General features: G+C 61.8%; 22 protein-coding genes. 12 read left to right on the top strand and 10 right to left on the bottom strand.

Annotated features, from left to right (window positions below; all coding sequences use genetic code 11):
• The 4 genes from LPC04_RS16670 to LPC04_RS16655 all read left to right on the top strand — a co-directional run bounded on the left by LPC04_RS16670 (position 1) and on the right by LPC04_RS16655 (position 8459).
• Complete coding sequence (locus LPC04_RS16670) at positions 1 to 4983, top strand: Eco57I restriction-modification methylase domain-containing protein (protein WP_275683386.1); 4983 nt, start codon at positions 1 to 3, stop codon at positions 4981 to 4983.
• Positions 4984 to 4991: 8 nt separating this feature from the next.
• Positions 4992 to 6980, top strand: a complete 1989-nt coding sequence (locus tag LPC04_RS16665; protein WP_275683385.1) for a hypothetical protein — start codon at positions 4992 to 4994, stop codon at positions 6978 to 6980.
• A 66-nt stretch (positions 6981 to 7046) separates the two neighbouring features.
• On the top strand, positions 7047 to 7769 hold the full coding sequence (locus LPC04_RS16660) for an HNH endonuclease (RefSeq protein WP_275683384.1): 723 nt from the start codon (positions 7047 to 7049) through the stop codon (positions 7767 to 7769).
• Positions 7770 to 8015: 246 nt separating this feature from the next.
• Positions 8016 to 8459: a helix-turn-helix domain-containing protein gene (locus tag LPC04_RS16655; RefSeq protein ID WP_275683383.1), complete on the top strand. Its 444-nt coding sequence runs from the start codon at positions 8016 to 8018 to the stop codon at positions 8457 to 8459.
• An 87-nt stretch (positions 8460 to 8546) separates the two neighbouring features.
• On the opposite strand, the gene LPC04_RS16650 is transcribed toward LPC04_RS16655, so the two are convergent.
• Both LPC04_RS16650 and LPC04_RS16645 read right to left on the bottom strand, forming a co-directional pair.
• Complete coding sequence (locus LPC04_RS16650) at positions 8547 to 8834, bottom strand: hypothetical protein (RefSeq protein ID WP_275683382.1); 288 nt, start codon at positions 8832 to 8834, stop codon at positions 8547 to 8549.
• Positions 8835 to 9361: 527 nt separating this feature from the next.
• Entirely contained in the window at positions 9362 to 10483 is a 1122-nt protein-coding gene (locus LPC04_RS16645) for a hypothetical protein (RefSeq protein WP_275683381.1), read from the bottom strand.
• Between the two features lie 252 nt (positions 10484 to 10735).
• Here LPC04_RS16645 and LPC04_RS16640 point away from each other — a divergent pair, with 252 nt between their 5' ends.
• The 8 genes from LPC04_RS16640 to LPC04_RS16605 all read left to right on the top strand — a co-directional run bounded on the left by LPC04_RS16640 (position 10736) and on the right by LPC04_RS16605 (position 16131).
• Entirely contained in the window at positions 10736 to 10969 is a 234-nt protein-coding gene (locus LPC04_RS16640; protein WP_275683380.1) for a hypothetical protein, read from the top strand.
• Positions 10970 to 10996: 27 nt separating this feature from the next.
• Positions 10997 to 11428: a hypothetical protein gene (locus LPC04_RS16635; RefSeq protein ID WP_275683379.1), complete on the top strand. Its 432-nt coding sequence runs from the start codon at positions 10997 to 10999 to the stop codon at positions 11426 to 11428.
• A gap of 51 nt (positions 11429 to 11479) precedes the next feature.
• Entirely contained in the window at positions 11480 to 11938 is a 459-nt protein-coding gene (gene umuD, locus LPC04_RS16630; protein WP_275683378.1) for a translesion error-prone DNA polymerase V autoproteolytic subunit, read from the top strand.
• A gap of 9 nt (positions 11939 to 11947) precedes the next feature.
• On the top strand, positions 11948 to 13282 hold the full coding sequence (locus tag LPC04_RS16625) for a Y-family DNA polymerase (protein ID WP_275683377.1): 1335 nt from the start codon (positions 11948 to 11950) through the stop codon (positions 13280 to 13282).
• Between the two features lie 83 nt (positions 13283 to 13365).
• Positions 13366 to 14172, top strand: a complete 807-nt coding sequence (locus LPC04_RS16620) for a GIY-YIG nuclease family protein (protein ID WP_275683376.1) — start codon at positions 13366 to 13368, stop codon at positions 14170 to 14172.
• Positions 14173 to 14734: 562 nt separating this feature from the next.
• Complete coding sequence (locus LPC04_RS16615; protein WP_275683375.1) at positions 14735 to 14941, top strand: hypothetical protein; 207 nt, start codon at positions 14735 to 14737, stop codon at positions 14939 to 14941.
• Positions 14913 to 15569, top strand: coding sequence for an HAD domain-containing protein (locus LPC04_RS16610; protein ID WP_275683374.1), 657 nt, complete (start codon positions 14913 to 14915; stop codon positions 15567 to 15569). Before LPC04_RS16615 ends, LPC04_RS16610 begins: the two co-directional genes overlap by 29 nt.
• A gap of 151 nt (positions 15570 to 15720) precedes the next feature.
• A complete protein-coding gene (locus tag LPC04_RS16605) occupies positions 15721 to 16131 on the top strand; it encodes an HAD domain-containing protein (RefSeq protein ID WP_275683373.1) in 411 nt (136 codons plus the stop codon).
• 95 nt (positions 16132 to 16226) lie between these two features.
• Here LPC04_RS16605 and LPC04_RS16600 read toward each other — a convergent pair whose 3' ends face one another.
• The 8 genes from LPC04_RS16600 to LPC04_RS16565 form a co-directional block, all read right to left on the bottom strand.
• Positions 16227 to 16703, bottom strand: coding sequence for a hypothetical protein (locus tag LPC04_RS16600; RefSeq protein ID WP_275683372.1), 477 nt, complete (start codon positions 16701 to 16703; stop codon positions 16227 to 16229).
• The gene (locus LPC04_RS16595) at positions 16700 to 17470 is read right to left on the bottom strand and encodes a metallophosphoesterase family protein (RefSeq protein ID WP_275683371.1); all 771 of its coding nucleotides are present in this window, start codon (positions 17468 to 17470) and stop codon (positions 16700 to 16702) included. Before LPC04_RS16595 ends, LPC04_RS16600 begins: the two co-directional genes overlap by 4 nt.
• A complete protein-coding gene (locus LPC04_RS16590; RefSeq protein ID WP_275683370.1) occupies positions 17467 to 18171 on the bottom strand; it encodes a hypothetical protein in 705 nt (234 codons plus the stop codon). Before LPC04_RS16590 ends, LPC04_RS16595 begins: the two co-directional genes overlap by 4 nt.
• 112 nt (positions 18172 to 18283) lie before the next feature.
• Positions 18284 to 18772, bottom strand: a complete 489-nt coding sequence (locus LPC04_RS16585; RefSeq protein ID WP_275683369.1) for an HAD domain-containing protein — start codon at positions 18770 to 18772, stop codon at positions 18284 to 18286.
• Positions 18769 to 19245 carry an HAD domain-containing protein gene (locus LPC04_RS16580; RefSeq protein WP_275683368.1) on the bottom strand — a complete coding sequence of 159 codons (477 nt, stop codon included), beginning with the start codon at positions 19243 to 19245 and terminating at the stop codon, positions 18769 to 18771. Before LPC04_RS16580 ends, LPC04_RS16585 begins: the two co-directional genes overlap by 4 nt.
• 59 nt (positions 19246 to 19304) lie before the next feature.
• Entirely contained in the window at positions 19305 to 20108 is an 804-nt protein-coding gene (locus LPC04_RS16575; protein ID WP_275683367.1) for an antitoxin Xre/MbcA/ParS toxin-binding domain-containing protein, read from the bottom strand.
• 7 nt (positions 20109 to 20115) lie between these two features.
• Positions 20116 to 20709 (bottom strand): hypothetical protein, encoded by a 594-nt coding sequence (locus LPC04_RS16570; protein ID WP_275683366.1) that lies wholly within the window; start codon positions 20707 to 20709, stop codon positions 20116 to 20118.
• Entirely contained in the window at positions 20706 to 21704 is a 999-nt protein-coding gene (locus tag LPC04_RS16565) for an antitoxin Xre/MbcA/ParS toxin-binding domain-containing protein (protein ID WP_275683365.1), read from the bottom strand. The genes LPC04_RS16570 and LPC04_RS16565 overlap by 4 nt, the downstream gene beginning before the upstream one ends.
• Between the last annotated feature and the right edge of the window lie 30 nt (positions 21705 to 21734).

Genomic DNA, 21734 nt, shown 5'->3' with positions numbered 1-21734 from the left:
ATGGCCAAGAAGTCTCTCCACCAGCTTGCCTATCGCGCCATTCGCATTGAAGGCGGCCTCATTCCTGCCGAGGAACTGACGCGTTTGACATTGTTAGCCGACCCGAAGGCCAGCGAACAGACTGAGAGTCACTACCGGATTGCTAGAGGCCTGAAACTGCGTGACGAAATTGCGCGCGATTTCAAGATTGCGCTCAATCTGTGGCAGGACTTCCAGTCGCTGCGCAAGCGGCAGGACGTCCAGGCGCACGATGTCACAGTACGAGAATGGCTCTTGCCGCTGTTGCGCGACGTCCTGCATTTCCACGATGCGTCGCGCTGTCCAGCAATCGAGCATGCTGGCCACCAGTACGCCGTCGGACACACAGGCACAGGCGGACGAGTGCCGTTGGTTTTCGCGGGCTTCGACCAACCACTGGACGCGGCTGCCGAGCGCTTTGGAGAGACCAACCCGGACACCGGCCGTACCCGCCGCCGCAGCCCGTTCATGTTGGCCCAGGAGGCACTCAACGCCATCGACGCCTCGCTTTGGGCAATCGTCAGCAACGGCCTGACGCTGCGCATCCTGCGCGACAACGCCAGTCTGACGCGACCCGCTTACGTGGAAGTTGACCTCGAGGCGTTGTTCACTGAGGAGTTGCTGGCTGACTTTAGTGCGTTCTGGCTGCTAGCCCACGCCTCGCGCTTTGGCGCCGCGGAGACGCCGCCCTCCGACTGTCCTTGGGAACGTTGGCGAGCCGCTGGTCAGCTGGCTGGCGTCACCGTGCGCGGCAAGCTTCGCTACCAAGTAGCGGATGCGTTGCGAGCGCTGGGTACGGGATTTCTGTCGCACCCTGCAAACGGAGACCTGCGTGCGGCGCTGCAAGACCCACAGCGTGGGTACGACAGGCAGGCCTTCTTCGAGGAACTCCTTCGTCTGGTCTATCGCTTCATCTTCCTGGCTACGGTGGAAGACCGTCGCGACCGCGGCACTGGTGAGCGCCTAATCTTTGCTCCTGACGCCGCTGAGGAGGCCAAGACGCGCTACATGTCCGGCTACTCGCTCACCTGGCTGCGCGAACGTGCTGTTCGCCGCAGTCAGCATGACCGCCATGCCGACTTATGGCAGGCGTTGACCATCACTTTCGGCTCGCTAGGAATCGGTCAACCAGCCCTTGGCCTGCCTGCGCTCAGTGGGCTCTTCGATGCCGACCAGTGTGCACGGCTAGACGCTGCGCAACTCGACAATCGCTCGCTGCTCGCCGCTGTGTTCCAGCTAGGATGGTTCCGCGCCGAGGGCGGCCTCTCGCGCGTCAACTACCGCGACATGGGTCCGGAGGAGCTCGGCAGTGTCTATGAAAGCCTGCTGGAGCTGGTTCCTGACCTGCAGGGCCTGGCATCGCCAGCGACCGCCCGTTTAGCTTTTGTAGGTGACGATGAGAGCGACGCCAGCACGAAAGGCAACACTCGTAAACTGACCGGCAGCTACTACACGCCTGACAGTTTGGTGCAGGAACTCATCAAGAGCGCGTTGGAGCCTGTCATCTCAGAAGCCGTAAGGGCTAGCCCGCAGCGCCCTGTTGAAGCCTTGCTCGCGCTCACTGTGTGCGACCCCGCGTGTGGCAGCGGCCACTTCTTGTTATCGGCCGGGCGTCGACTGGCCGACGAAGTCGCTCTACATCGTGCGGCAGCTGAGCGAGACGGCGGCGCTCCAACCCCCGCGGACTATCGTCACGCGCTTCGCGATGTGGTGGGCCACTGCCTATATGGCATCGACAAGAATCCGATGGCTATTCAGCTGGCGAAGACCGCACTTTGGCTGGAGGCTTACTCCCCTGACCGGCCGCTTAGCTTCTTGGACCACCATCTGCGAGTGGGTGATGCGCTCCTTGGCGTGCTTGACCCGAAGGTGCTGGAAGACGGCATTCCAGAAGAGGCGTTCACTGCACTTTCCGGAGACGACAAGGCGGTCGCTAGTGCACTCAAGAAGCAGAACAAGTCTGACCTAAAGAGCTGGCGGCAGATTGCCAGTGGCGACCTGCTCAGCCGAGCAGGTCTTGCTGCGCGTGCCATGGACGTGGAGGTGCTGGATGATGACACCCCAGAGACATTAGCGGCAAAGCGCCAAGCGTGGGCAAAATCCATAGCCGACGCAGAGCACAGCACCTTTGCCCGACTGGCAGATACCTATGTTTCGGCCTTTCTTGTGCCGAAGTCTCCTGAAAATAGGGATATCGTTCCGTTGTCAGGCTACCTTTGGGGCGTATTGAACAATCAATCCGCTAATGCGGAGATTGACGAGGCAACCCAACTTCTTTGCCGTCGCCACGGAGTATTCCACTGGTGGCTAGCGTTTCCACAAATTGCGGCAGGCGGTGGCTTTAGCGCCATGCTTGGAAATCCTCCTTGGGAGCGCATCAAGCTGCAGGAGGACGAGTTCTTTGCGACGCGTAGTCCGCTTGTCGCTGCCGCAAAGACCAAGGCCGAAAGGGCCCAGCGTATCAAGTGGCTAAGTGAGGGAACGCTGCTACATCGTGTCAATCCCGACCAGGAGCGTGCTGAAGGGTTGGCGCCGCCGAACACTGCTGAAGTGGCACTTCACGCGAGTTTCATTTCCGCACGCCGTGGTGCTGAGGCGGCCAGTCTCTATGCCCACGACAGCAAGCGTTATCCGCTCACCGGCGTCGGCGATGTGAACACGTACGCGTTGTTTTCGGAGACATTTTTGCAGGCCGTAGCGCCTAGCGGGCGAGCTGGCTTCATTGTGCCGACCGGCATAGCGACTGATGATTCAACTAAAGCCTATTTTGAAAATGTCGCAGTAGGAGGCTTTTTGAGAAGTCTCCTGTGCTTGGAGAACGAAGAATTCGTGTTCCCATCCGTTCACCACGCATTCCGCTTCGCATTGCTCACACTAGGAGGAAAGCCCTCACCTGAGCCAGCCACACTCGCGTTCTTTGCACGCCAGCCTACACAGATTCATGATAGCCGGCGTCGTTTCCAGCTTACACCCGATGAATTCGCACTTCTGAATCCCAACACGCGTACCTGCCCAGTGTTTCGTAGTGGACAGGACGCTGAACTGACAAAACGCCTCTATCGACTCGCGCCGGTGTGCGTCCGAGAATCTGAGGCGGCGGCCTCGACTGACATTGCTCGCCCCGATGTGAACCCATGGGGTATCCGCTTCCAGGCAATGATGCACATGGGCAACGACAGTGTTCTGTTTAGAGAATCGTCGACGGATGCCATTGGGCGGCCGCGCCTGCCGCTCTACGAAGCGAAGATGATTCACCAGTACGACCATCGATGGGCAACGTATACGGACAGCGCCAGTGATGCTGGTGAACTTGAAACCGTTGACACCTCCGAACTCCAAAAAGCAGACGTCAACTTTTCTGTTCGGCCACGCTTTTGGGTGGACGAGCGTGAGGTGCTGGCACGAATCGCACGCGTTCCGTCACGCGTCTCTCGGGCTTGGGTGGCGTTGGGCACTGAGAGGAATCGGGAGTCGGATGCGGCGGCGAGACACATGCAAAGCGGAATCTCGGAGATTTTGCTTGCGCTCGCGCAGTGGACCGCCAGCGAGCTATTCCATCGCCTAGCTGGTCCAATGCCAACAATGGCCGGATGGAGTCCAAGCCAGGCGCACTCACACGTCTCGCCGACAGAAGCGATGCTTCAGGCCAGATATCCTATCCTCTGGAATTTGCTGCGCGCTGATGGATTGACTACAAAGAAGGCGCTCACCGAATTTCCGAAGTGGGCATTGCAGAACGCGGATGTGCGCCTCACCGATGACGAATTGGCTGAGCTCGATGAGTCCCTGGACGCTTCCGAACCCGACCCTTCGGTGTGCGCGCTCATTGACGGATGGATGGACCGCCGCAGCCCGCGCTGGTTAGTTGGCTGGCGGAAAATCACAGGCGTAGAAAAGGTGCGAACTGTGATTGCCGGCGTCATCCCGCGGGCCGCTGTTGGTGATTCCATGCTGCTCGCCTTCCTTGATGCAAGCCCAACGCATTGCGCGGCTTTTTATGGGAGCTGGTGCTCGCTTGTCTTTGACTATGTGGCACGTCAGAAGGTGGGAGGCACTAACCTCACGCTTGGGTATGTCAAGCAGTTCCCGACTCTTCCTCCTGAAGCCTATTCGCAAGCCCATTTAGATTTCATTGTTCCCAGGGTTCTAGAGCTCACGTACACCGCGAATGACTTAAAGCACTGGGCTGACGACCTCGCAGCTTACGACTTCCGTCCTGCTGCCGACAAAGGTAAGCCGTTCCCTTGGAACCCAGAGCGACGTTCACAGATTCGCGCTGAGCTCGACGCCTACTATGCGCGTTTGTATGGTCTGACGCGCCACGAGCTTTGCTACGTACTTGACCCGAAAGATGTGATGGGCGCTGACTATCCGAGTGAGTCGTTTCGTGTACTGAAGGAAAGTGAGACTCGCGCCTTTGGCGAGTACCGCACGCGGCGGATGGTGCTCGCCGCCTGGGATGAACAAGCGGCCCAGTCGACTTCGTCGCAGACTGTCAGCGGTTCGTTCACCGAGCAAGGCATGATTCGAAGTATCGAGGAAGGCCGTATGGCCGGCCTTGTGATGGAAATGGTTGCAACAAGAGACGAGAGCAGTACGCTAGTCGAAATGCAATCGGCAATCGCAGGTCTTACCTCCTCTGCGCACTACCTCGGCCCGGCAGACGCCTCCCGTTTCGAATCCCTTTTGAGTGCGCTTGGCGTTGCTGACTTGGCGCCGCTCTTGAATCGTCTACTTCCTATAGTGCAACGCCTTGTTGGCGTTGATGTGCTCTCGCGCTTCACTCGAGGCGGTGAGGTCTTCTACACGCGCGGCGCCGGCGTTCCACCCGGAGATGTCATTCGGCTACCAGAACATCCCGAAATCGCACGGCTTCTTTGGTTGGCCGAGAGTCGACGCATGGCGCAGCATGCCGAGAAGGACGGAGCAGTCTCTGGCAACCCGAAGGCAACTGGCACCCAGTAGAGGTCATGATGGCAACCTGGCTCAGGGACTTCAAGCCAACACGCAGTCAACCTCGACTGTGGGTGGAGACGATATGGCTCGTTGAATCCCGTGAGCCACTCGTCATTACGCGCACCATCGAACTGCATCCGGGTCTGAACATCGTCTGGGCTAAGGAGTCCGCCTCGAACGAAGCCTCGGGCTTGTCGAGTGCAGGGCACGGTGTTGGTAAGACCTCACTTTGCCTTTTGCTCAGGTACGTGCTCGGCGACGATGCACCCGCCAATGCGACTCTGCGCGCCAAGGCCGCGGGGAGCTTTCCAAAGGGGGGCGTGGCCGCGAAGGTTCATGTGGATGGCGTCGTCTGGCTGGTATTCCGGCCGTACGGCCTGTACAGCCACTCCACGGCAGCTCAATGCGAAAGTTTGGATGAACTGCTGCAGGTAACTGTGGCGAATGACTTCGGTGGCTACAGCAACGCGCTTGAGGAGTTCTCGATTGGTCGCCTTGCGGCCCGCTCGTTGCCAGGAACGAACCAGCCGCTGGAGTGGCGTCACCTGATGGCTTGGTGCATCCGGGAGCAACGAACCCGTTTCGATGGCTTCTACCACTGGCGAGAAGGCGAAGGCCTGGGCTTCAAGCGTTCGCGACGCGACCCACCACTGCTGGTTGCCTCAGTGCTGGGTTTGGTCGATGTAGGGCTCGACCGGCTGCTTCGCGACATCGAGGCTAAGCAGAAGGCGGTCGAACAATTCAAGGAGCGCATCCCTGAGCTCGAACGTGCGCCAATATTCGAACTTGCCCGCGCCGAACGCCAGTTGCGTTTGCGGGCGCGCGCGGAAGAAGATGAGCCAGTCTTTGCGAGCACGGTCGGCGAATCCGTCGAGTCGCGTGTACAGGCGGCCATTCTGGCAATGGAGCAGGACGAGCGCCGATGGGACTCAAGCGTGGAGCAGGCCGAAGATGCTCTGGCGGCGGAGCAGGTACGCCTTCATGGGTTGACCAGGGCCCGTGAGCTGGCCGAGCTCGAGGCTGGCATTGCCAAGTCCCTGGTCGATGCGAACCAGGCCGACTTCGAGCGGCTGACCAAGCTTCGAGACAAGCTCGAGGGTCTGGACGGACGATGCGACCACGGCAACGTCGAGTTCGGCGAATGCCAACATATCCAAGAGCGCAAGAGCTCGGTCAACATCACCTGGCACCATGACGCTCGCCAAGCCAAGGCGGCGGCACCTGAACTTGCTGAGCGCTACGTTACGAGGAAGGGGGCCTATGAGGAGGCCGCGAAGGCGGTCACTGACCAGGCGCTTCGCATCTCGGAGAAGAGGGCGGAACTTCGCCGCCTGCGCGTTCGCGTTGCGACCAGTGAGAGCGCTCGTGCGTTCTTGAAGCAGTCCTGGGATGAGCTGCAACTGCTGCACACCCAACGAGCGAATGGCGGCGACACGACCGAGCTAGTTGAGGCACGGAAGCGGCTTCTAGAATTCGAAACTGAACTAAATTCGCTCCGCGCGGCGGAGGTCGCTCAAAGCGCCCAACAATCGTCGAGAGTCGACGCCATCAGAGCGCTGACGTCGGCGGTCTCGGAAAGGCTACTTGGCGCTGCTGGGCACGCGCGGTTTGTGCCTGGCCACGAGGTGCGACCGTTCGAAGTGGCACGCGGCGGCGAAGCCTACCAAGTCCTGGAAGTGCTCCTGGGAGACATCGTCTGCTTGCTCGACTCCGTTGTCTCAGAGGCCAGCAGCCACCCGGGCTTTTTAGTGCATGACTGCCCTCGAGAGGCTGACATGAGCGAGCGCCTTTACCGAGAGTTCTTCCTCGCCGCCGCGGAGGCAGGTGACCAGCTTGGCGGCGGTGGCGGAGTGCCGTTTCAGTTCATAGTCACGACAACCTCACCGCCTCCAATTGAGCTCCAGGGCGAGGGAACCGTGGTTCTGGAATTGGAGCCTGGCGTTGAAGGCAGTCTTCTATTCAGGCGGGAGCTCATGCCTACCTTGCCTGGTTTTGAGTTGGAGTAGGTGGATGTTCGGAGCTGTGGAATACCGAATTCCCGATTGTCCGAGCTGGATGACGGGTGGTGAATCGTGAGCCCGTTGCAGCGACTCCGTATCGAGAAGGCGGCAGCTGATTGCGGCTTCGAGATGACGCCGGTCGACCATGATGGTGGCCTGAAATTGCGCTCGGCTCGGTTTCCAGAGTCGCTGCTCGTCTGCCTGCGCGATGAGGATTCCTTCGATATTTCGACGACCACCGCTGCGTTGCTGGATGGCGTTGATGGAGCAGGCGCTGTCACGGTGCATGGATGGGGCGCGCTGTACGACGTACTGCGCCAAGCTGCTGCACATGCGCGCACGCTGCCGAATCGAGTAGCGGATGCATTTCGCCGTGGGACGGCAGGCCTTCCGAAAACCACCGAGGCAGAAAGAGTCGTGGTGCAGCGTGTCGGTCAGAACCTCTTCCGCGCTGCGTTGCTTGACTACTGGCAAGGCAGATGCTCTGTGACGGGCCTTGAGGTTTCAGAGCTGCTGCGCGCGTCCCACATCAAGCCGTGGGCCGCTTGTGACAGCGACGACGAGCGGCTCGACGTATTCAACGGGCTTCTTCTCGCTCCACATGTTGATGCGCTCTTCGACGGAGGCTGGATATCGTTTGCCGACGACGGACGTGTCCTCATTGCTGGGGCGTTAAACAATGATTCGCGGACACGCCTATCGGTGCAGGCGCAGTGGTGTGTCAGCCCACTCAGGACGGAGCATCGGGCGTATCTGGAGTTTCATAGGCAGCACGAGTTTAGAGGCGCCGACTGACATGCTTGGACGCCGCACCTAGCGAGAATGAAGTACAGCAAGCTGGGGAAGGAGAGTCGCAAGCCCAGGACTGAACGTCTCGACCAATGCCGACCCGCTGATGTCAGCCTGGCCATTAAGAAAGTAGGTGGGCGGTTGGTGCGGGCGCCAGGTTACAGCAATCCAAACTCATCCGCGGTCATACTATGACCACGACAACCGGTTCCATCCAGCGCCCATAGCCTCTCAACAAAATCTGACGCCCATATGCCCGACATCGTCTCCGTCTTAAAAGCTGAAATCACTCGCCTCGCTCGCAAGGAGCTCAAATCGGAGGTCACCGGCCTGAAGAAGGCCTTGGCCGCACACCGCGCTGAAATCGCTGTGCTTCGCAAACGCGTGAGCGAACTCGAGGGCGAGGTGAAGCGCACGACGAAGTCGATTTCAAGGCGAACATCTGAGAAGCCAGTGGATGCCGAGTCGCAAACACAGGGTGGCCTTCGCTTTCGTGCCGCAGGCATGGCCAGCAATCGCAAGCGCCTCGGCCTGTCGGCCGCAGATTTTGGGCTCCTTGTCGGTGCGAGTGGCCAGAGTGTCTATGCATGGGAAGCCGGCAAGTCAAAGCCTCATGCGAGCAGCCTGGCGGCCATTGCCGCTCTGCGCGGCATCGGTAAGCGCGAAGTCGAAGAGCGGCTCGCTGCCTTGAAATAGAGCGTTGCTTGCAGAGCGGTCGGCGCATCTACAAGACGCGAAGCCAGAGCGAGCCCGATGGTCAGTGCTCTAGGTGAACAGCACCGCCTACGACATCACGGCTGCGTAGGTCTCTACCGCATGCCGAGCGATTGCCTCCGCATCCACAGCCAGACGACGCAAGGGGTACGTTCCGGCAACGATGCCGCGGTAAGCGACCTCGAGGGCCGTCACCGGCCCTGTGATGTCTGCGCCGGCCTCAATCGCGGCGACGATAGAGTTGAAACCGCCGCCAACCAACAAGTCTTGGCCCTCGCAAGTCATCTCGTAGTCGTAGAGACCTGGCTCCGTCTTGAAAATCGACAGGCGACCTACAAGCGGGTTGGAATCATTCATGAGGAAGCTCCGACTTCGCCGGAAAAATGCAAGGGCGGAAAGATGGAGTGGACGGGAATGCCAAAGAAAACCCTGGCCACGCGGCCAGGGCGCAACCCGCAGCTGTCAGCAGCAGGGCCTGCCAGGGAGGAAAGCAGGCGGCAGGCGCATGCGCCAGCCGGTTGCAAGGCTACCATGTGAATTCGACCTCCCGCGATTCACGAGCACGGCACCAACCTGACTAGCGGTTGCTGGATGTGTCCCGCCCAGACATCTCACGGCATTCGTTCCATGTCGCGGTGTTTGGGTATCGGTGCACGAGAATCGCCTGAAGCGTATCGTCCTCGAGCAGTTGCCAACGAAGGCGGCCGCCGTTGCTTAGCGACAGCCTGTCTCGTAGACGCTTCGGAACGGTGGTGACGCCTGCCGTCGACAGATTGGATTCATTGCTAGCCATGCTGAAGTCTGCGTCCATCCTGAAGACGACGCCCCGCGCGGATTGGCTGATTTCTAGCCATTCCGAACGCGGAGTCCCTGGGGAACGCCGCCTACGTCGCCTGCAAAGCCTTCTGTTCGCGCCAATCGTCGACGAAGACGGCCAGGTTGGCCAGCATGCGCGCAGCTTGCCTAAGCACCGTCGAATCTGTCGCCTCGGTGACGTTCTGGCAGACGACGCTGAAGTGCTTCTGCCCATCGTGGTTGCCATGTGCGTGATGCCAAGCAACGATGCCGCTCGCAACGAGCTCCTCGTACGTCAATGCAACGCCTCTAACCGGAGCGTAACCGGGGTGGCATAGGTGATAGTGCCGTCCACCTTCCGGGCGCGTGAAGACGTACGGGCACGTGCCGCCGATGAGACTCAGCAGTTCTCGGCGCTCTTCAACCGGGGCCTTCGAGCCGATGTACTCGAGTTGCTTCGCCCAACGCATCATTTCCGTCACCGCGGCGTGCGTTTCGTCCCCGGCTTTCACGAAGCGCTTCGGCAGCGTGGCAAGAGGCAGGTCGAGTTGCGCCCACGGTACGGCTGGTGTCGTAAGCTGCGCGATGAGTAGTTCACCGTCGCCGACCTGATGTCCGTCGACCCAAGCGAAGCGCGGTGGGAAAAAGAACTTCTCGCGTGTCAGTCTCAAGATTTCATTGGGCGAATCCGGAACTTGCTGTCCCAAATACCGGAAGAACCGATAGTTCGCCAGGTCATCGCGGGCGTGTTCGAGCAGTTCATCGTCGTCCAAGAGGTCCACGAGAGGCTTGTCGGGCTCGTCTTCGACGTCAAACACGAGGGAGGCCCAGATGTCGCGTGACGCGAGTGGCCAAACAACCTCGCATTCCTCGAACTGACTGCCCGCCAGCGCGGCACCGTCAGCGTCCTTGACGTCCATCGCGATGATGAGCCCGTGCTCGAACAAGCGGCGGGCGTCTGCGACGTCGGCAGGCTTGGGCAGCGCCGCCTTCAAATAGTCGTCCAGGATGGGCGGCAAGAACCGCCGCGGTGGCGACAGAACCTGCGTGACGCTCTGGCAAACGGTGACGTGCTTCCAACTGGTGTAGCCGGCATCGACAGCAACGGCGTCGAGTTCGACCGCAAGGGTGTGGCCGCTGGATTTTCGACGCGTCTTGGCGAGGCGCTTGAGCTTCTCAACCGCGGTCGACGTGGTGGGGACGTGGGACATGCGTGCTCCAAGGTTGAAGCGGAAACATCCGGTGCCCACTGCCGAATTCCGCCAACGATGGGGGATTCACGCGAAAGAAAGGAAGGTTGTCGTCCCGGCGAACCAGGTGGGCCATGGTGGGCAGCACGCGCCGACAAGCGCGAACCCGAAGTCTACAACCGAAATCGGGCGGCGTCGAACGGGACCTGCGGCGGTGTCGGTCGACATGCTCAGGCGCTATGCTGCTGGTTGACGAGTGGAGGCGAGACCGAGATGCGATTTGCGGATATCCCAGAGGGCTCAGATTTTCTCGATGTCGACGGCATCGCCGTAGTTCGGCTACCGGCTGGTCAATGCATCGCGTTCGCTACTGGCGACGGCGCAGAGCCTGAATCGAGGCCGTACCCCAATGAGCTAAAGGCGTGGCACGACGGCGACCGGCTCGGGCGCGACGAGTTTGCGGGCTGGCTCAAGACCGGCAGAAACATGTTCGACGTGGAAAGCTGAAGCCGAGCGATGCCCCGTAAGCACACAATGCCGTCCTTCCTTGAGGGCGTCGTCGCGCCAGAGGCATACGAGCGGTGGCTCAATCGCAAAGCGATTGCGCATGCCAAACGGGACCGAGGCCGTGGTCACTCAGGCGAGACATCGACGCGCCCCCTTTACAAGGAGGCCATACATGCAGCCGTGGTGCTCTCCGACGGGGTGGACGCTTACACCGGCGAGGCGTTGGACTGGCACCTCATCAGCACCTGGGACAACGACGCATCGACCGCTGGGCGTCATGAATACAAAGCGCGATTCGCACTTCTCCCGACCGTTGACCACGTAGATGCGGGCGCAACTGAGGCGAGTTTCAAGATATGTGCGTGGCGCACCAACGACGCAAAGCACGACATGAGCGTGACAGAGTTCATCGAGCTTTGTCGACTCGTGCTCGCTCACGCAACACGCCTTGAGGGCTGACCGCGATTGCCATCCGTTTGCCTCACGCACGGCTTGGCCTACACTGGATGAATGAACAGCGATGGCGATTTCGAGAACGGTGCGCGGGTTGGGCGTGACAACGCCGGGCCGACGTCGCCACGAAGAACCTCGAATGCCTTCGGCTCGCCCGGCACCGACTCTACCGTCAAGCGCATCGACCTCAACGACGCGCTCATCAAGCACCCCGACGCCACGTTCGTGATGCGCGCTGCTGGCGAAGCCATGCACGGCGCCGGCATCTCAGACGGTGACGTACTCCTTGTCGACCGTGCCATCACTGCGAGTCACGGCGCCGTCGTCATCGCCGTCGTTGACGGAGAGCTGCTGTGTCGCCGGCTCGAGGTCGCTGGAGAAAAGCCAGGCCGCGGGCCTGGTCAGGTCCGTCTCGTCGCGACCGACGATGCGACCTCCCCAGTCGACATCGGTCCGGCAGCGCAGCTTGAGGTCTGGGGTGTCGTGACGACGGTCATCAAGTCGCTGTCGTTCTGAAGGTGCCGCGTGTACGGACTGATTGACGGAAATAATTTCTACGTCTCGTGTGAGCGCGTCTTCGCGCCACGCCTGGTCGGCAAGCCTGTCGTCGTGCTCAGTTCGAACGACGGCGCTTGCATTGCACGCAGCAATGAGGCGAAGGAAATCGGCGTCAAGATGGCCCAGCCCTGGTTCCAGGTCAAGCACCTCGAACGCAGCGCAGGGCTCATTGCGGTGTCAGCGAATCACGAGCTGTACGGCGACATGAGCGCACGCATGATGGACGTCGAGGCGCGCTACGCGCCCCGCCAGGAGGTCTACAGCGTCGACGAGTCCTTCCTCGATTTCACCGGCGTGTGCGACGACCTAATGGCCACCGGCAAGGCAATGCGTGCGGCCATCCTGCAGGAGACGGGACTTCCGACGAGCGTCGGCTTCGGAGCGACGAAGACTCTGGCCAAACTCGCGAACCACATCGGAAAGACCGCCGACCGCAAGCCGGGTCTGTACCCGGCACACCTGGCGCAGGTCTGCGACTTCGGACGCCTTCAGCCGCAGGAGCTCGACGCACTGTTCGCAGCCACCGAGGTAGGCAACGTCTGGGGAGTTGGCAAGAAAATCACCGAGAAGCTGAAAGCCGGAGGAATTCACACCGTGCTCGACCTGATGCGCGCCGATTCCGCGCAGCTGCGCGCCCAGTTCTCGGTCACGCTCGAGAAGACGCTGCTCGAACTCCGTGGCACCTCGTGCATGGAAGTGGACGACGCACCGGCGCCGCGCCAGCAGATTCTGGTCTCGCGCTCGTTCGGCACCGCCATCACCAACGTCGAGGGCATCATCGAGGCTTGCAGCGAGTTCGTCTCACGCGCGGCGGAGCGGCTGCGTGGCCAGGGCAGCCTCGCCGGCGCGGTCGGCATCTTTTTCACGACGAGTCCGTTTCGTCAGAACGACCGCCAGCACAGCGTCAACGTGACGGTACCGCTCGTGCGCCCTACAGCGGATTCGGCGGTGCTGGTGAGTGCGGCAGCGGCCGCGGTGCGCGCGCATTTCCGACATGGCTTCAACTATGCGAAGGCGGGCGCAGTGCTGACCGACCTTCGCCCCGTTGGCCAAGAGCAAGGTGAGCTCGACCTGTTCTCAAGTATCGAGCAAGAAGCCGCTGCGCACACGGAGGCGGCACGAGCGAAGCTGATGACTGCTATGGACGCATTGAACCATCGCTTCGGTCGCGATTCGGTGAGACTCGGAAGCACCGCGGCCGCGAGCAGTAGGGACGAGATTCGTGTCTGGGCAACGAAGCAGGAGCGCCGGTCGCCACGGTACACGACCCGATGGGATGAAATGCTCGTGGTGCGAGCGTAGACAAGCGGTAGCATCACCGGATGAGCATGCGGCCCCGCACCATCCAAATCTACCTCCCGTCCGGAGACCCGCGTGGTCTCCGCGTGGCAGCGCTGACGACGAACATCGTCCAGGTCATCGAAGTGCCACGTGCGCTCCTGGCGGAGTTCTACGCAATGGACGAGGCGCAGCGTGTCGGGGTCTATTTCCTCATCGGCGACAACGAAGCGAGCCAAACTTCGTCGGTGTACATCGGACAGACGGGCGAGCTGGGAAAAAGGCTTTCGCAGCACAACAAAACGAAAGAGTTTTGGAATCGGGCGCTTGTCGTCATCTCGCTGACCAACAGCCTGACCCAGACTCATGCACTGTTCCTTGAGTGGCTCAGCATCAAGCTGGCCAACGAGGTCGGGCGATACAGCGTCGAAAACGGGAACAGCGGCAGCGAACCCTTCACGCCCAAGCCTCTCGAGGCCGACTGCCACGACATCTTCGACACGATGCGCATGCTTCTGGCCACTCTGGGCCAGCCAATCTTCGAGCCGCTTGCAAAGCCCAAAGACGTCGCCGCGCAGAACAACGAACTGTTCTTCTGCGCCTACGCCGGCACGGACGCCACAGGCGAGTACACCGAGGAAGGCTTCGTCGTCCTTAAGGGTTCGAAGGGTCGCCTCGAGATGACGCCCAGCAGAGTGAAGGCTGGGTCAGACAAGCGCCGCCAGGCGCTCATCGAGGACGGCACGCTGGCCATCGAAGGCAGCTTCGTGGTCTTTCAAAAGGCGGTGCTGTTCAAGACACCGAGCGGGGCCTCCGACATGGTCACCGGTGCGAGCACCAATGGTTGGACTCTGTGGCGAACCAAGGGTGGCAAGACGCTTGACGAGCTGAAGCGGAACGTGCCACAAGCCTAGTGCGTGACTGATTGAGTGCGGAGGTCGGATGACAGAGCAAGAGAACCCGTGTCTTCTCGACGAGCTCCCGCCTGGCGCACCACTGCCTGGCCGCGTCAACCTTGGGCCTTCGCGTCCGAGACCAGCGTTGCTTCCTGATGGGACGGATGCTCAAGCGCGGAAGCGGCTCCATGACGGCGAGTTCGGTGAGCCTTCAAAGGACTCTTCGACAGGCGCACTGCCTCCATCGCAAGCTTCCGAGCTCGAGCCTCGGCCCGCCACGTTCGATGCCGATGTCCAGCGCGCGGTCAGCTGGGATGTGCTGAAGGCGGAACTCGCCACTCGAGTTCTGTGACGAATGGCGAAGGGGCCCGATGGCCCCTTCTGAAAAGTCGCGGCGTGCACTTTGAACCCCGTCACGGGGTCCGCTCTCGCAAGCGGGGGCGGAGAGCTGGTTACGCCGCTTTGCTCTCGCTTTCGACGCGGTCTATTCCGCGTAGACGGTCGACGAGTCCGGGTACCTTGGTGCCAAGCTTTCGACCGCAAATGAATTCTACCGCGGCGACGGGGCTAGACTCCGTCGATGCCTATTCACAGCACACCATTCGGCCGAACGGTCATCACCGGCGAGGACGCAAAGGCGTTCATGCGGACGCTGAAGCAAGGCCGCGGGAACAAGGCTGCTGCCGAATCCGCGGCCAACGGCCGCAAGCTTGTAGCTGAATTCGCAGCGCGTGGCTCGGTCACCATCAAGCTCCGCGATGGCAACGGAACCCGAATTCCCGACTGACCCGCTGACTCCAGGCGACCTCGCGTGGTTCGAGGCTTCGGTAGCTGAGCTTGACCGAACTCGGTTCCGCGCCGGGCGGGAGGTCGTCGAGTTCGAAGCACCTCCAGGTACCCCAATCGTTTTCCTGGACATCGACGACGTCCTTTGCCTCTCTCGGGTGGTCGGTGTCCAAGATGCAGCCGCCGCCATGTACGGCAACCACCCGTTGCCGGTCGACGTCTTCGAACTCCTCTTCCACGCGCCTGCCGTTGCCGCTCTGCGTTGCTTGCACGAGCAGCTGCAGGGCAAGGTGCGATACGTCGTCACATCGGCCTGGAGGCTTCGCTTCAGCCGCGCCGAGTTCGCTCATATCATGAACTGCGGAGGCCTCGACATCGTCGCCGCGGCACTTGACGTGCGAGACCGCTGGTGCACTCCGTCGATGCCCGCGGCGGCCCGCTTGGACGAAATCACCGCCTGGCTGCTCGCGCACGGCGCCGGCGAATCGTTTGTTGTGCTCGATGACGTGCACTCCGGAGGCTCGCTGGCCGGCGCCGGCGGCGTGCTCGAGGGCCGGGTTGTCTTGTGCGACGAAGGCGTTGGACTTGTTCCCGAGCACCTCGAACCACTGCTGCGCGCGCTCATGTGAGGAATTCGGGGGGCTTTCGTCGAAATCGGCCGCCCCAATCGGGCGCGCTCCAGGCGGAGTGACCAACAGCGACTCGAGCTCCCTCGTGGAATCGGCAAGAGCTCCCCGAATTCTTCACAATAGCGCGATGACACGCCGACGATTCTTGAGCTTGGACGTTGATGGCGTTCTCCATCCAGACCCGAAACGGGTGCCGCGGCAGGAGGTCGCCGCGCTCGCCTGGCTCGACCACCTTGTGCCGCTACTGGTTGCCCACCCCGACGTCGAGTTGCTCGTGCACTCAAGCTGGCGCGAAACGTACACACCCGCCGAACTGCAGGACATGCTGCATCCGCTCGAGGAGCGCTTCGCCGGCGTCGCTCCGCCAGGCGAGCGTGGCGCCGCCATCGCGGAGTGGAAGCGGTCGAATGCGCCGGATGCGGTGCTGCTGGCTATCGACGACGACATCGAGCTGCAGGCCCAGCCCGGCATCGAGGTGCTGCACTGTGACCCCATGAGCGGGCTCTCCGACGTCTCCGTGCAGCGCGCCATCGAGGACTGGCTTGCGCGGACGCGACCCTGAACCGCGGCTTAGGAACAATCGTCCAACGACCGGTTGGCCTATTGGCGGAGCCCAATGCTTGAGATACACCCCGCCTTCGCGGATGTTGTTCGACATCAGCTCGTCCTCTCTGCGGGATGGTTCTTCCTGGACGGCTTCCCTACTGGTGGCGGTCTCGCGACGACCGCGGCGCGCATCTGCGCTGTCAGGGCCCGAGCGAATTCGACTACCTTGTTCACTCCCTGCTCTGCGAGAACTTCCGGGACGGTCTTGCCCTTGAGCGCGCCGTGCTTTCGCTTCCAGCAAATGAACTGCTCCACCGGTGTGAGCCCCGCAAGCTCCCGAGTGACAGCGGCCACGTCTTCCCGACTCAGCTGGAGGAACTCGCGCGGGTAGAAACGCAAGCGCTTGACGGTCACCGAGAACACCTCGCCACGGCGCTCGGCGTGCCCGAGCGCCCGAGGCGTCAAGCCCCAAGCGCTCGCGACCTGTTTGGCGCGAACCAGCTCACCGGTGCGCACCCACTCGACCTTCGCAGCCTCGCCGCGGGCCACGGCGCCGGCGACCCCTCCGCTTGCAGCTGCTGCCGTCATGACGCCAGTCCTCGGTCTTCGCGCGCTTCATCGAGTTCACCAGGCCGAACTACGGTGTCTACGCCGTCGACACTGATGGCAGTGATGCCCCGGAGTCCGACACCAAAGCTCTTGAACCCCTGTGCCTCCCACTTGGTCGACGAGTCCAGGCGGTCATGCTGGTGCCCATGGACTGCGACCTTGACGCCGAGCGACTGCGCGAGCACGTCCAAGATGTCAAAGCCATTCGGGTGATATCCCGGTGCCTCGTGCGTCACGAGGACGTCAGCGCGCAGCTCGGCCAGGTGGTCGACCTCGTCGGGGTAGATGCTGCCGCAGTGTTTTCGATGGTGACCACCTTCCCATCGGTCCTGCCGCGGAGTCGCCTTCGCGTGTGCGGCTCGAGTCCGGAAAGCTGGCACACCGCCGCGAGCTGATGCCGGACTCGGATGCCACACGGACTCACGGAAGACCCCGCCGAGTCCGGCGATGCGAAGTCCAGAGTCCGGCAGAGTCACGACGCGGCCGTGGAGATTGCGCGCCGCCATCTCCGGAGTCGCGACGCGGCGCCAGACGTCATCGGAGTCCGAGTCGTGATTGCCCGGAATCCACCAGACACGGTCCAGGATGGGCCCGAGCTCCTCGTGCAGCGGCCGCGCCGGCTCGATGTCGCCGAGCAGGATGACGGCCGAGGCTTGCGTGTCGCGCGCGGCTTCGATGATGTACTGCAAGCTCCCGCGCACACCGCCGTGCGGGTCGCCGCAGAAGAGGATGGGCCCTTCGTTCATTCGAGGCGACCTCTCTCGGACCCAAGCCAACGTGCAACTTCATCGGGCGAGCCATCAGATGACTCAAGCCGAGTTCCGTCTTCCGAGAGAGCGCTATATCCCTGGGAGAGAAGCTGCACAGCGTGTTCTAGCTTGAAGAGGCCTCCGGTTACCGCCTCGACATCGACAGGAACATCGAAGTACGCCCCCGTTTGGGCCAGGTCGCCAAGCTCAAAGACGAAGGAAAGTCGGGGAAGCTTATAGTCGACTAGCACGTGCAACGCCGGCCAACCTTCATCCGTGTATTCGGCAAGCAGGGCAGCGCGATATCCGCCGCCCTTTAGTGCCTGCATCACTCCGAGCCTCGACTCGTCGCATCGTCGTTGTCGCTCGACACGTGGGTTCCCGAGCATCGACGAAACCGAACCGTTGTCGTGAGCGTAGAACGGCACCGGAAAAAGCGTCCCAGCGAGCTGGATTGCCAGGGTGTGGTTCGCGAGGGCATGCACGCCGCCGTAGTCACGGACGTCGAAGACTCGGTCGTCGAACTCAGACAATAGCGGTCCTCGTACGAAGTCCCAGACGGCCTGGATGTCGTACACGTCCATCTTCAAGATGACCTCGCGTCGCGGCCTGTCGATGGCCAGCTGCGCGTGCGTGTCACCGTGCTCCACGTCCAACGCGTTCGCAAGAACGACCGGCTGCCACTCGAGTTTCTTCATCGCGACCCCTCCATCAATGTTGCAGACGCGGCCTGCCAGAACACTCGCCACGCACTTCCGCCCCAGCCTGCAGTATTTGTGCAGACGCCGTCTGCACAATTGCTCGTCCGCTTCATCCGTGGGCACCCGAGCTATCGCGTGCTAGCCACGTGGCGATATCCGCCGCGACGCCAGGCGTTGTCAATCCCATCTCCGGGTCGCAGACGACAAGTCGGTGCCGGAGCTCGTGAAACTGCTCGAGCTCGTCATCGATGACCAAGAGTTCCTCATCAAGCAGCTTCATCGCACGCGCCGCAGAGAGAATCGACGGCTCTCGCTCGTGCCCGGGCGGTGTCACGCCAAGGAATCGGTGGCGAATCGACGCCGGAAGGAACGAACGCAGTGCGCTCTCCGACATATATGCCCGCCAGCTGCTGTGCACGATGATTCCGCATGCGTGTCCGTGTAGGGCATCGGTCAGATGCCGAGACCAGCCACCCAGGTCGGGACGCTCTTCGAATAGCTCAGAGAGACCGGCTGTTGCGATGGTGAGGTCGCCGGGTCGCGGGGCTCTGTGCAAAACCCCATCGATGTCGAGAAAGATGACGTTGTGTGGCCTCATGAGAAGCGCTCCAAAGCATCGTTGAGTCTTCGCAGCACCGTCGGTTCGCTGATGCCGAGGACTGGGTCCGTGACGACGACATGCCTGTCTAGCGCTGACCCCCACCCTGTCGCATCGTCATCAATCGCAAGCCAGGCAATCGGGCGTCGGCGCTCGACGTCATCGAGCACTTGATGGCCTCGCGGAGTGGCTTCGAAGAGGTATCGGTCCATCTCGCGATGCCAAGTCGCGCCAATACAGCGTTGCTGCAGAGCGGGGGGAAGAGCCTTGGATGCACGCGAAAAGCTGAAGACCCTTACCCAGGATGTCGACAGAACGATGGTGAGTTCCGGATAGGGTTTCAAGATTTCGGTCAAGAGCTCTGCGTGCTCGAAGAGGACGTGGCCCGGAGGATGTTTGACGTACGGCGAGGAGCCGCGGCGTCGATAGACATCCTCCGGGTGCAAGACGCCGTCGAAATCGAGGTACAGCACTGGTACCCCCGTCACCCTCGGTGGCGCCGCATCAGCAATGTTGCCGAACCTTGACGCCATCACAGATAGACCCCGCGCGCCAACGCTCGCAGCGCGTCCTCAAGATGGTCTGCGCCCGATGGGCCTTCGAAAATATCGAGAGGGCGCTCGCCGCGCAATGCAGGCAACTGGTCGATGAGCCACTGCCGTGTCCAACTCGCCGCGCTCCAAGACGACCCGAACTTCTCGGGTTCTTTCTTCCGACGCCGCTCAGCGCCGGTTTCCGCCGCTGCGACCAGGCGTAAAAAATCGGCGGTCGCGCTGAACCTGGCCAGTCGCAACGTGGCGTCCTTTGTTGCGACGTACGCGGCGCGCAGCGCATACGCGTCCGCGAGGGCGTGGTGCCGGCCGAGGCCTCGTTGTTTTAGCGCTCGGTACGCATCTTCAGCCGCGAGCTCGCCGTGAATCGTCCCCGTCAGCGCGCCGACGTCGACTGGCCACACGACCTCCCGGACTCGGTCCCAGAGTCCCGCGTCCCGAACGGCGTATTCGAGGAGCTCCCAGTCCATCCCGTAGTCGTAGGCCACCTCGACACGAGTCCCGGCCTCAGCTGCGAGCGCGAGAAGCCACTCGCCGGCGCGGCGTCCCATTTCCCACTCCGTCGCCGTCGCGCCAGGCACGATGCCCCACTGGTCGAGGACGCCCTCGTAGCGGACGAAGTCGCTCGAACTCGCGCGGCGCGCCTTGCCGATGTCCGAGCCCATGTCGAGTTCGACGTACAGCTCGCGCGCATCATCGACGAGCGTCACCATCCCAAGGGACAAGAGCTCGCAATGGATGAACTGCGTGAATTCGCAGTCGAGGAAGATGAGGACGCCCTTCATGTTCCCCTCAGTCGTTCCGTTCGTCGCTCGAGCCGCAGCGCTCCCGAGAAACCGCGGCGACTTCTGACGGACTCGGCCCATGCATCGATTCGAAGCCAGCGCGCAGCGCACGTGCGTCCGCGAGCGCGTGATGCCGGCCGATTCCCTGCTGTTCAAGCGATGATGCCCATGAGGCGTTCATGGCGTCGCTGACTACCTGTTCGCCGTGCAGGTACGAGACGATGAACCACTGGAGCCGGGGCGCGATGCGCGACCATCGCGGGCCCGCAGACTTCAGCGATTCCTCGAGCAGGTCCGCGTCGACCTTGTCGGCGTAAACGAGTTCGATGTCTGCGTCGAAGTGCTCCGCCATTCGCTCTAACCACATGGCGGCCGCGAACCCCAGGTGCTCGGTGACGTTCCTCTCGATGCGCGCGCGGCTCCACTGCCCCAGGACACTTACCAATACGAAAGGCGTTGCGACCGCAATCTGTTTCTGACCAGTCGCACTCTCGAGGTCGAGTTCGATGTAGCACTCCAGCCCGACGTCAGACACCATCCCGATAGACAGAAGCTGCGGACGCTCAAGACTGGTGAATTCGGTGTCGAGAAATACTCTCATAGGACACCGCCGTTCCTGATGGCTACGAGGATGTCGGTGACGCGCCGAGTCCCACTGCTAGATGTCGCGTACTCAAGGGGCGTCTTGCCATCAAGCATCGGGTGCGGCCGGCGCAACCAGGCGGCCGCCTCCACTGGGGAGTCAAAGGTCGCGTTGGCGAGTTCGGCCAGCGCGTTGACGGGCACATCGACTACGAGTCGCCCGTCGAACTGCGGGTTCTCCCACGAACCATCCTTCATCCGGTATCCGCGAGGTTCACTGACGACGCGGCAGGCGCCGCGTTGGTAGTCGAAGCGAGTGTGCGTGTGTCCATGCACCCAGACTGCAGGCACCACGAAGAATTCATCCGGCAGGTTCGACACGAACGCCGGCGTACACCAATCAGCTGCGTATTTGGGCGCCACCGAACCGCCGCTGGGACCGGTGTGTGTCACGACGACAGTCGGGCCTCCGAATGGCGCCTGCAAATGCTCGAGCAACCACGCTCGCTCAACATGATGAATCGCTAGCGTGTCCGCCGGCTCGAGAGGGCGTGCATGTCGGCGAAATCCGCCGGACTCTTGAATTCGAATCAGATGATAGTCGTTCATCGAGCGCTTCGCCGCTGACATTGCCCGCGCCTTGGTCTCGAGTTCGTCGACCTCGGGGCCTCCCACTGGGAGCTGGAAATCGGTCCACAACGTGCATCCGACAAAGCGAACACCATCGACAACAACGCTACCAGGTGCGAGCAAATGCACGTTGCTGTCACCGGCTGCATCGCGCATCTGCGACAGCTCCAAGCGCAGCTCGCGATGGTAGAACTCGTGGTTGCCCGGAACGTAGACCACAGGCTTGCCGCCGAACGTGCTTGGATGCTGTGCCCAGCCCACAGCCTTGTGACCAGGCGAGTGGATGTCGCCGGCGAGAACAACGAGGTCGTACTCGACGTCATCGGGAACGCCGAAGGCGTTGCCGAGCTCGAGATGGAGGTCGGAGAGGACAAGGATGCGCATGGGTTGGGCCGGGCGTCACGTGACACACAA

Origin of the sequence: Scleromatobacter humisilvae, from assembly GCF_023231945.1 — a bacterium.
GTDB lineage: Bacteria > Pseudomonadota > Gammaproteobacteria > Burkholderiales > Burkholderiaceae_C > Scleromatobacter > Scleromatobacter humisilvae.
The sequence above is the reverse complement of the archived record's forward strand: the minus strand, read 5'-3'. Positions and strand labels throughout refer to the sequence as shown.

Coding starts and splice junctions, on each gene's coding strand:
- LPC04_RS16670 (WP_275683386.1), top strand. CDS start 1: ATGGCCAAGAAGTCTCTCCACCAGCTTGCCTATCGCGCCATTCGCATT.
- LPC04_RS16665 (WP_275683385.1), top strand. CDS start 4,992: ATGGCAACCTGGCTCAGGGACTTCAAGCCAACACGCAGTCAACCTCGA.
- LPC04_RS16655 (WP_275683383.1), top strand. CDS start 8,016: ATGCCCGACATCGTCTCCGTCTTAAAAGCTGAAATCACTCGCCTCGCT.
- LPC04_RS16650 (WP_275683382.1), bottom strand. CDS start 8,834: ATGAATGATTCCAACCCGCTTGTAGGTCGCCTGTCGATTTTCAAGACG.
- LPC04_RS16645 (WP_275683381.1), bottom strand. CDS start 10,483: ATGTCCCACGTCCCCACCACGTCGACCGCGGTTGAGAAGCTCAAGCGC.
- LPC04_RS16640 (WP_275683380.1), top strand. CDS start 10,736: ATGCGATTTGCGGATATCCCAGAGGGCTCAGATTTTCTCGATGTCGAC.
- LPC04_RS16635 (WP_275683379.1), top strand. CDS start 10,997: ATGCCGTCCTTCCTTGAGGGCGTCGTCGCGCCAGAGGCATACGAGCGG.
- umuD (WP_275683378.1), top strand. CDS start 11,480: ATGAACAGCGATGGCGATTTCGAGAACGGTGCGCGGGTTGGGCGTGAC.
- LPC04_RS16615 (WP_275683375.1), top strand. CDS start 14,735: ATGCCTATTCACAGCACACCATTCGGCCGAACGGTCATCACCGGCGAG.
- LPC04_RS16610 (WP_275683374.1), top strand. CDS start 14,913: ATGGCAACGGAACCCGAATTCCCGACTGACCCGCTGACTCCAGGCGAC.
- LPC04_RS16600 (WP_275683372.1), bottom strand. CDS start 16,703: ATGACGGCAGCAGCTGCAAGCGGAGGGGTCGCCGGCGCCGTGGCCCGC.
- LPC04_RS16595 (WP_275683371.1), bottom strand. CDS start 17,470: ATGAACGAAGGGCCCATCCTCTTCTGCGGCGACCCGCACGGCGGTGTG.
- LPC04_RS16590 (WP_275683370.1), bottom strand. CDS start 18,171: ATGAAGAAACTCGAGTGGCAGCCGGTCGTTCTTGCGAACGCGTTGGAC.
- LPC04_RS16585 (WP_275683369.1), bottom strand. CDS start 18,772: ATGAGGCCACACAACGTCATCTTTCTCGACATCGATGGGGTTTTGCAC.
- LPC04_RS16575 (WP_275683367.1), bottom strand. CDS start 20,108: ATGAAGGGCGTCCTCATCTTCCTCGACTGCGAATTCACGCAGTTCATC.
- LPC04_RS16570 (WP_275683366.1), bottom strand. CDS start 20,709: ATGAGAGTATTTCTCGACACCGAATTCACCAGTCTTGAGCGTCCGCAG.
- LPC04_RS16565 (WP_275683365.1), bottom strand. CDS start 21,704: ATGCGCATCCTTGTCCTCTCCGACCTCCATCTCGAGCTCGGCAACGCC.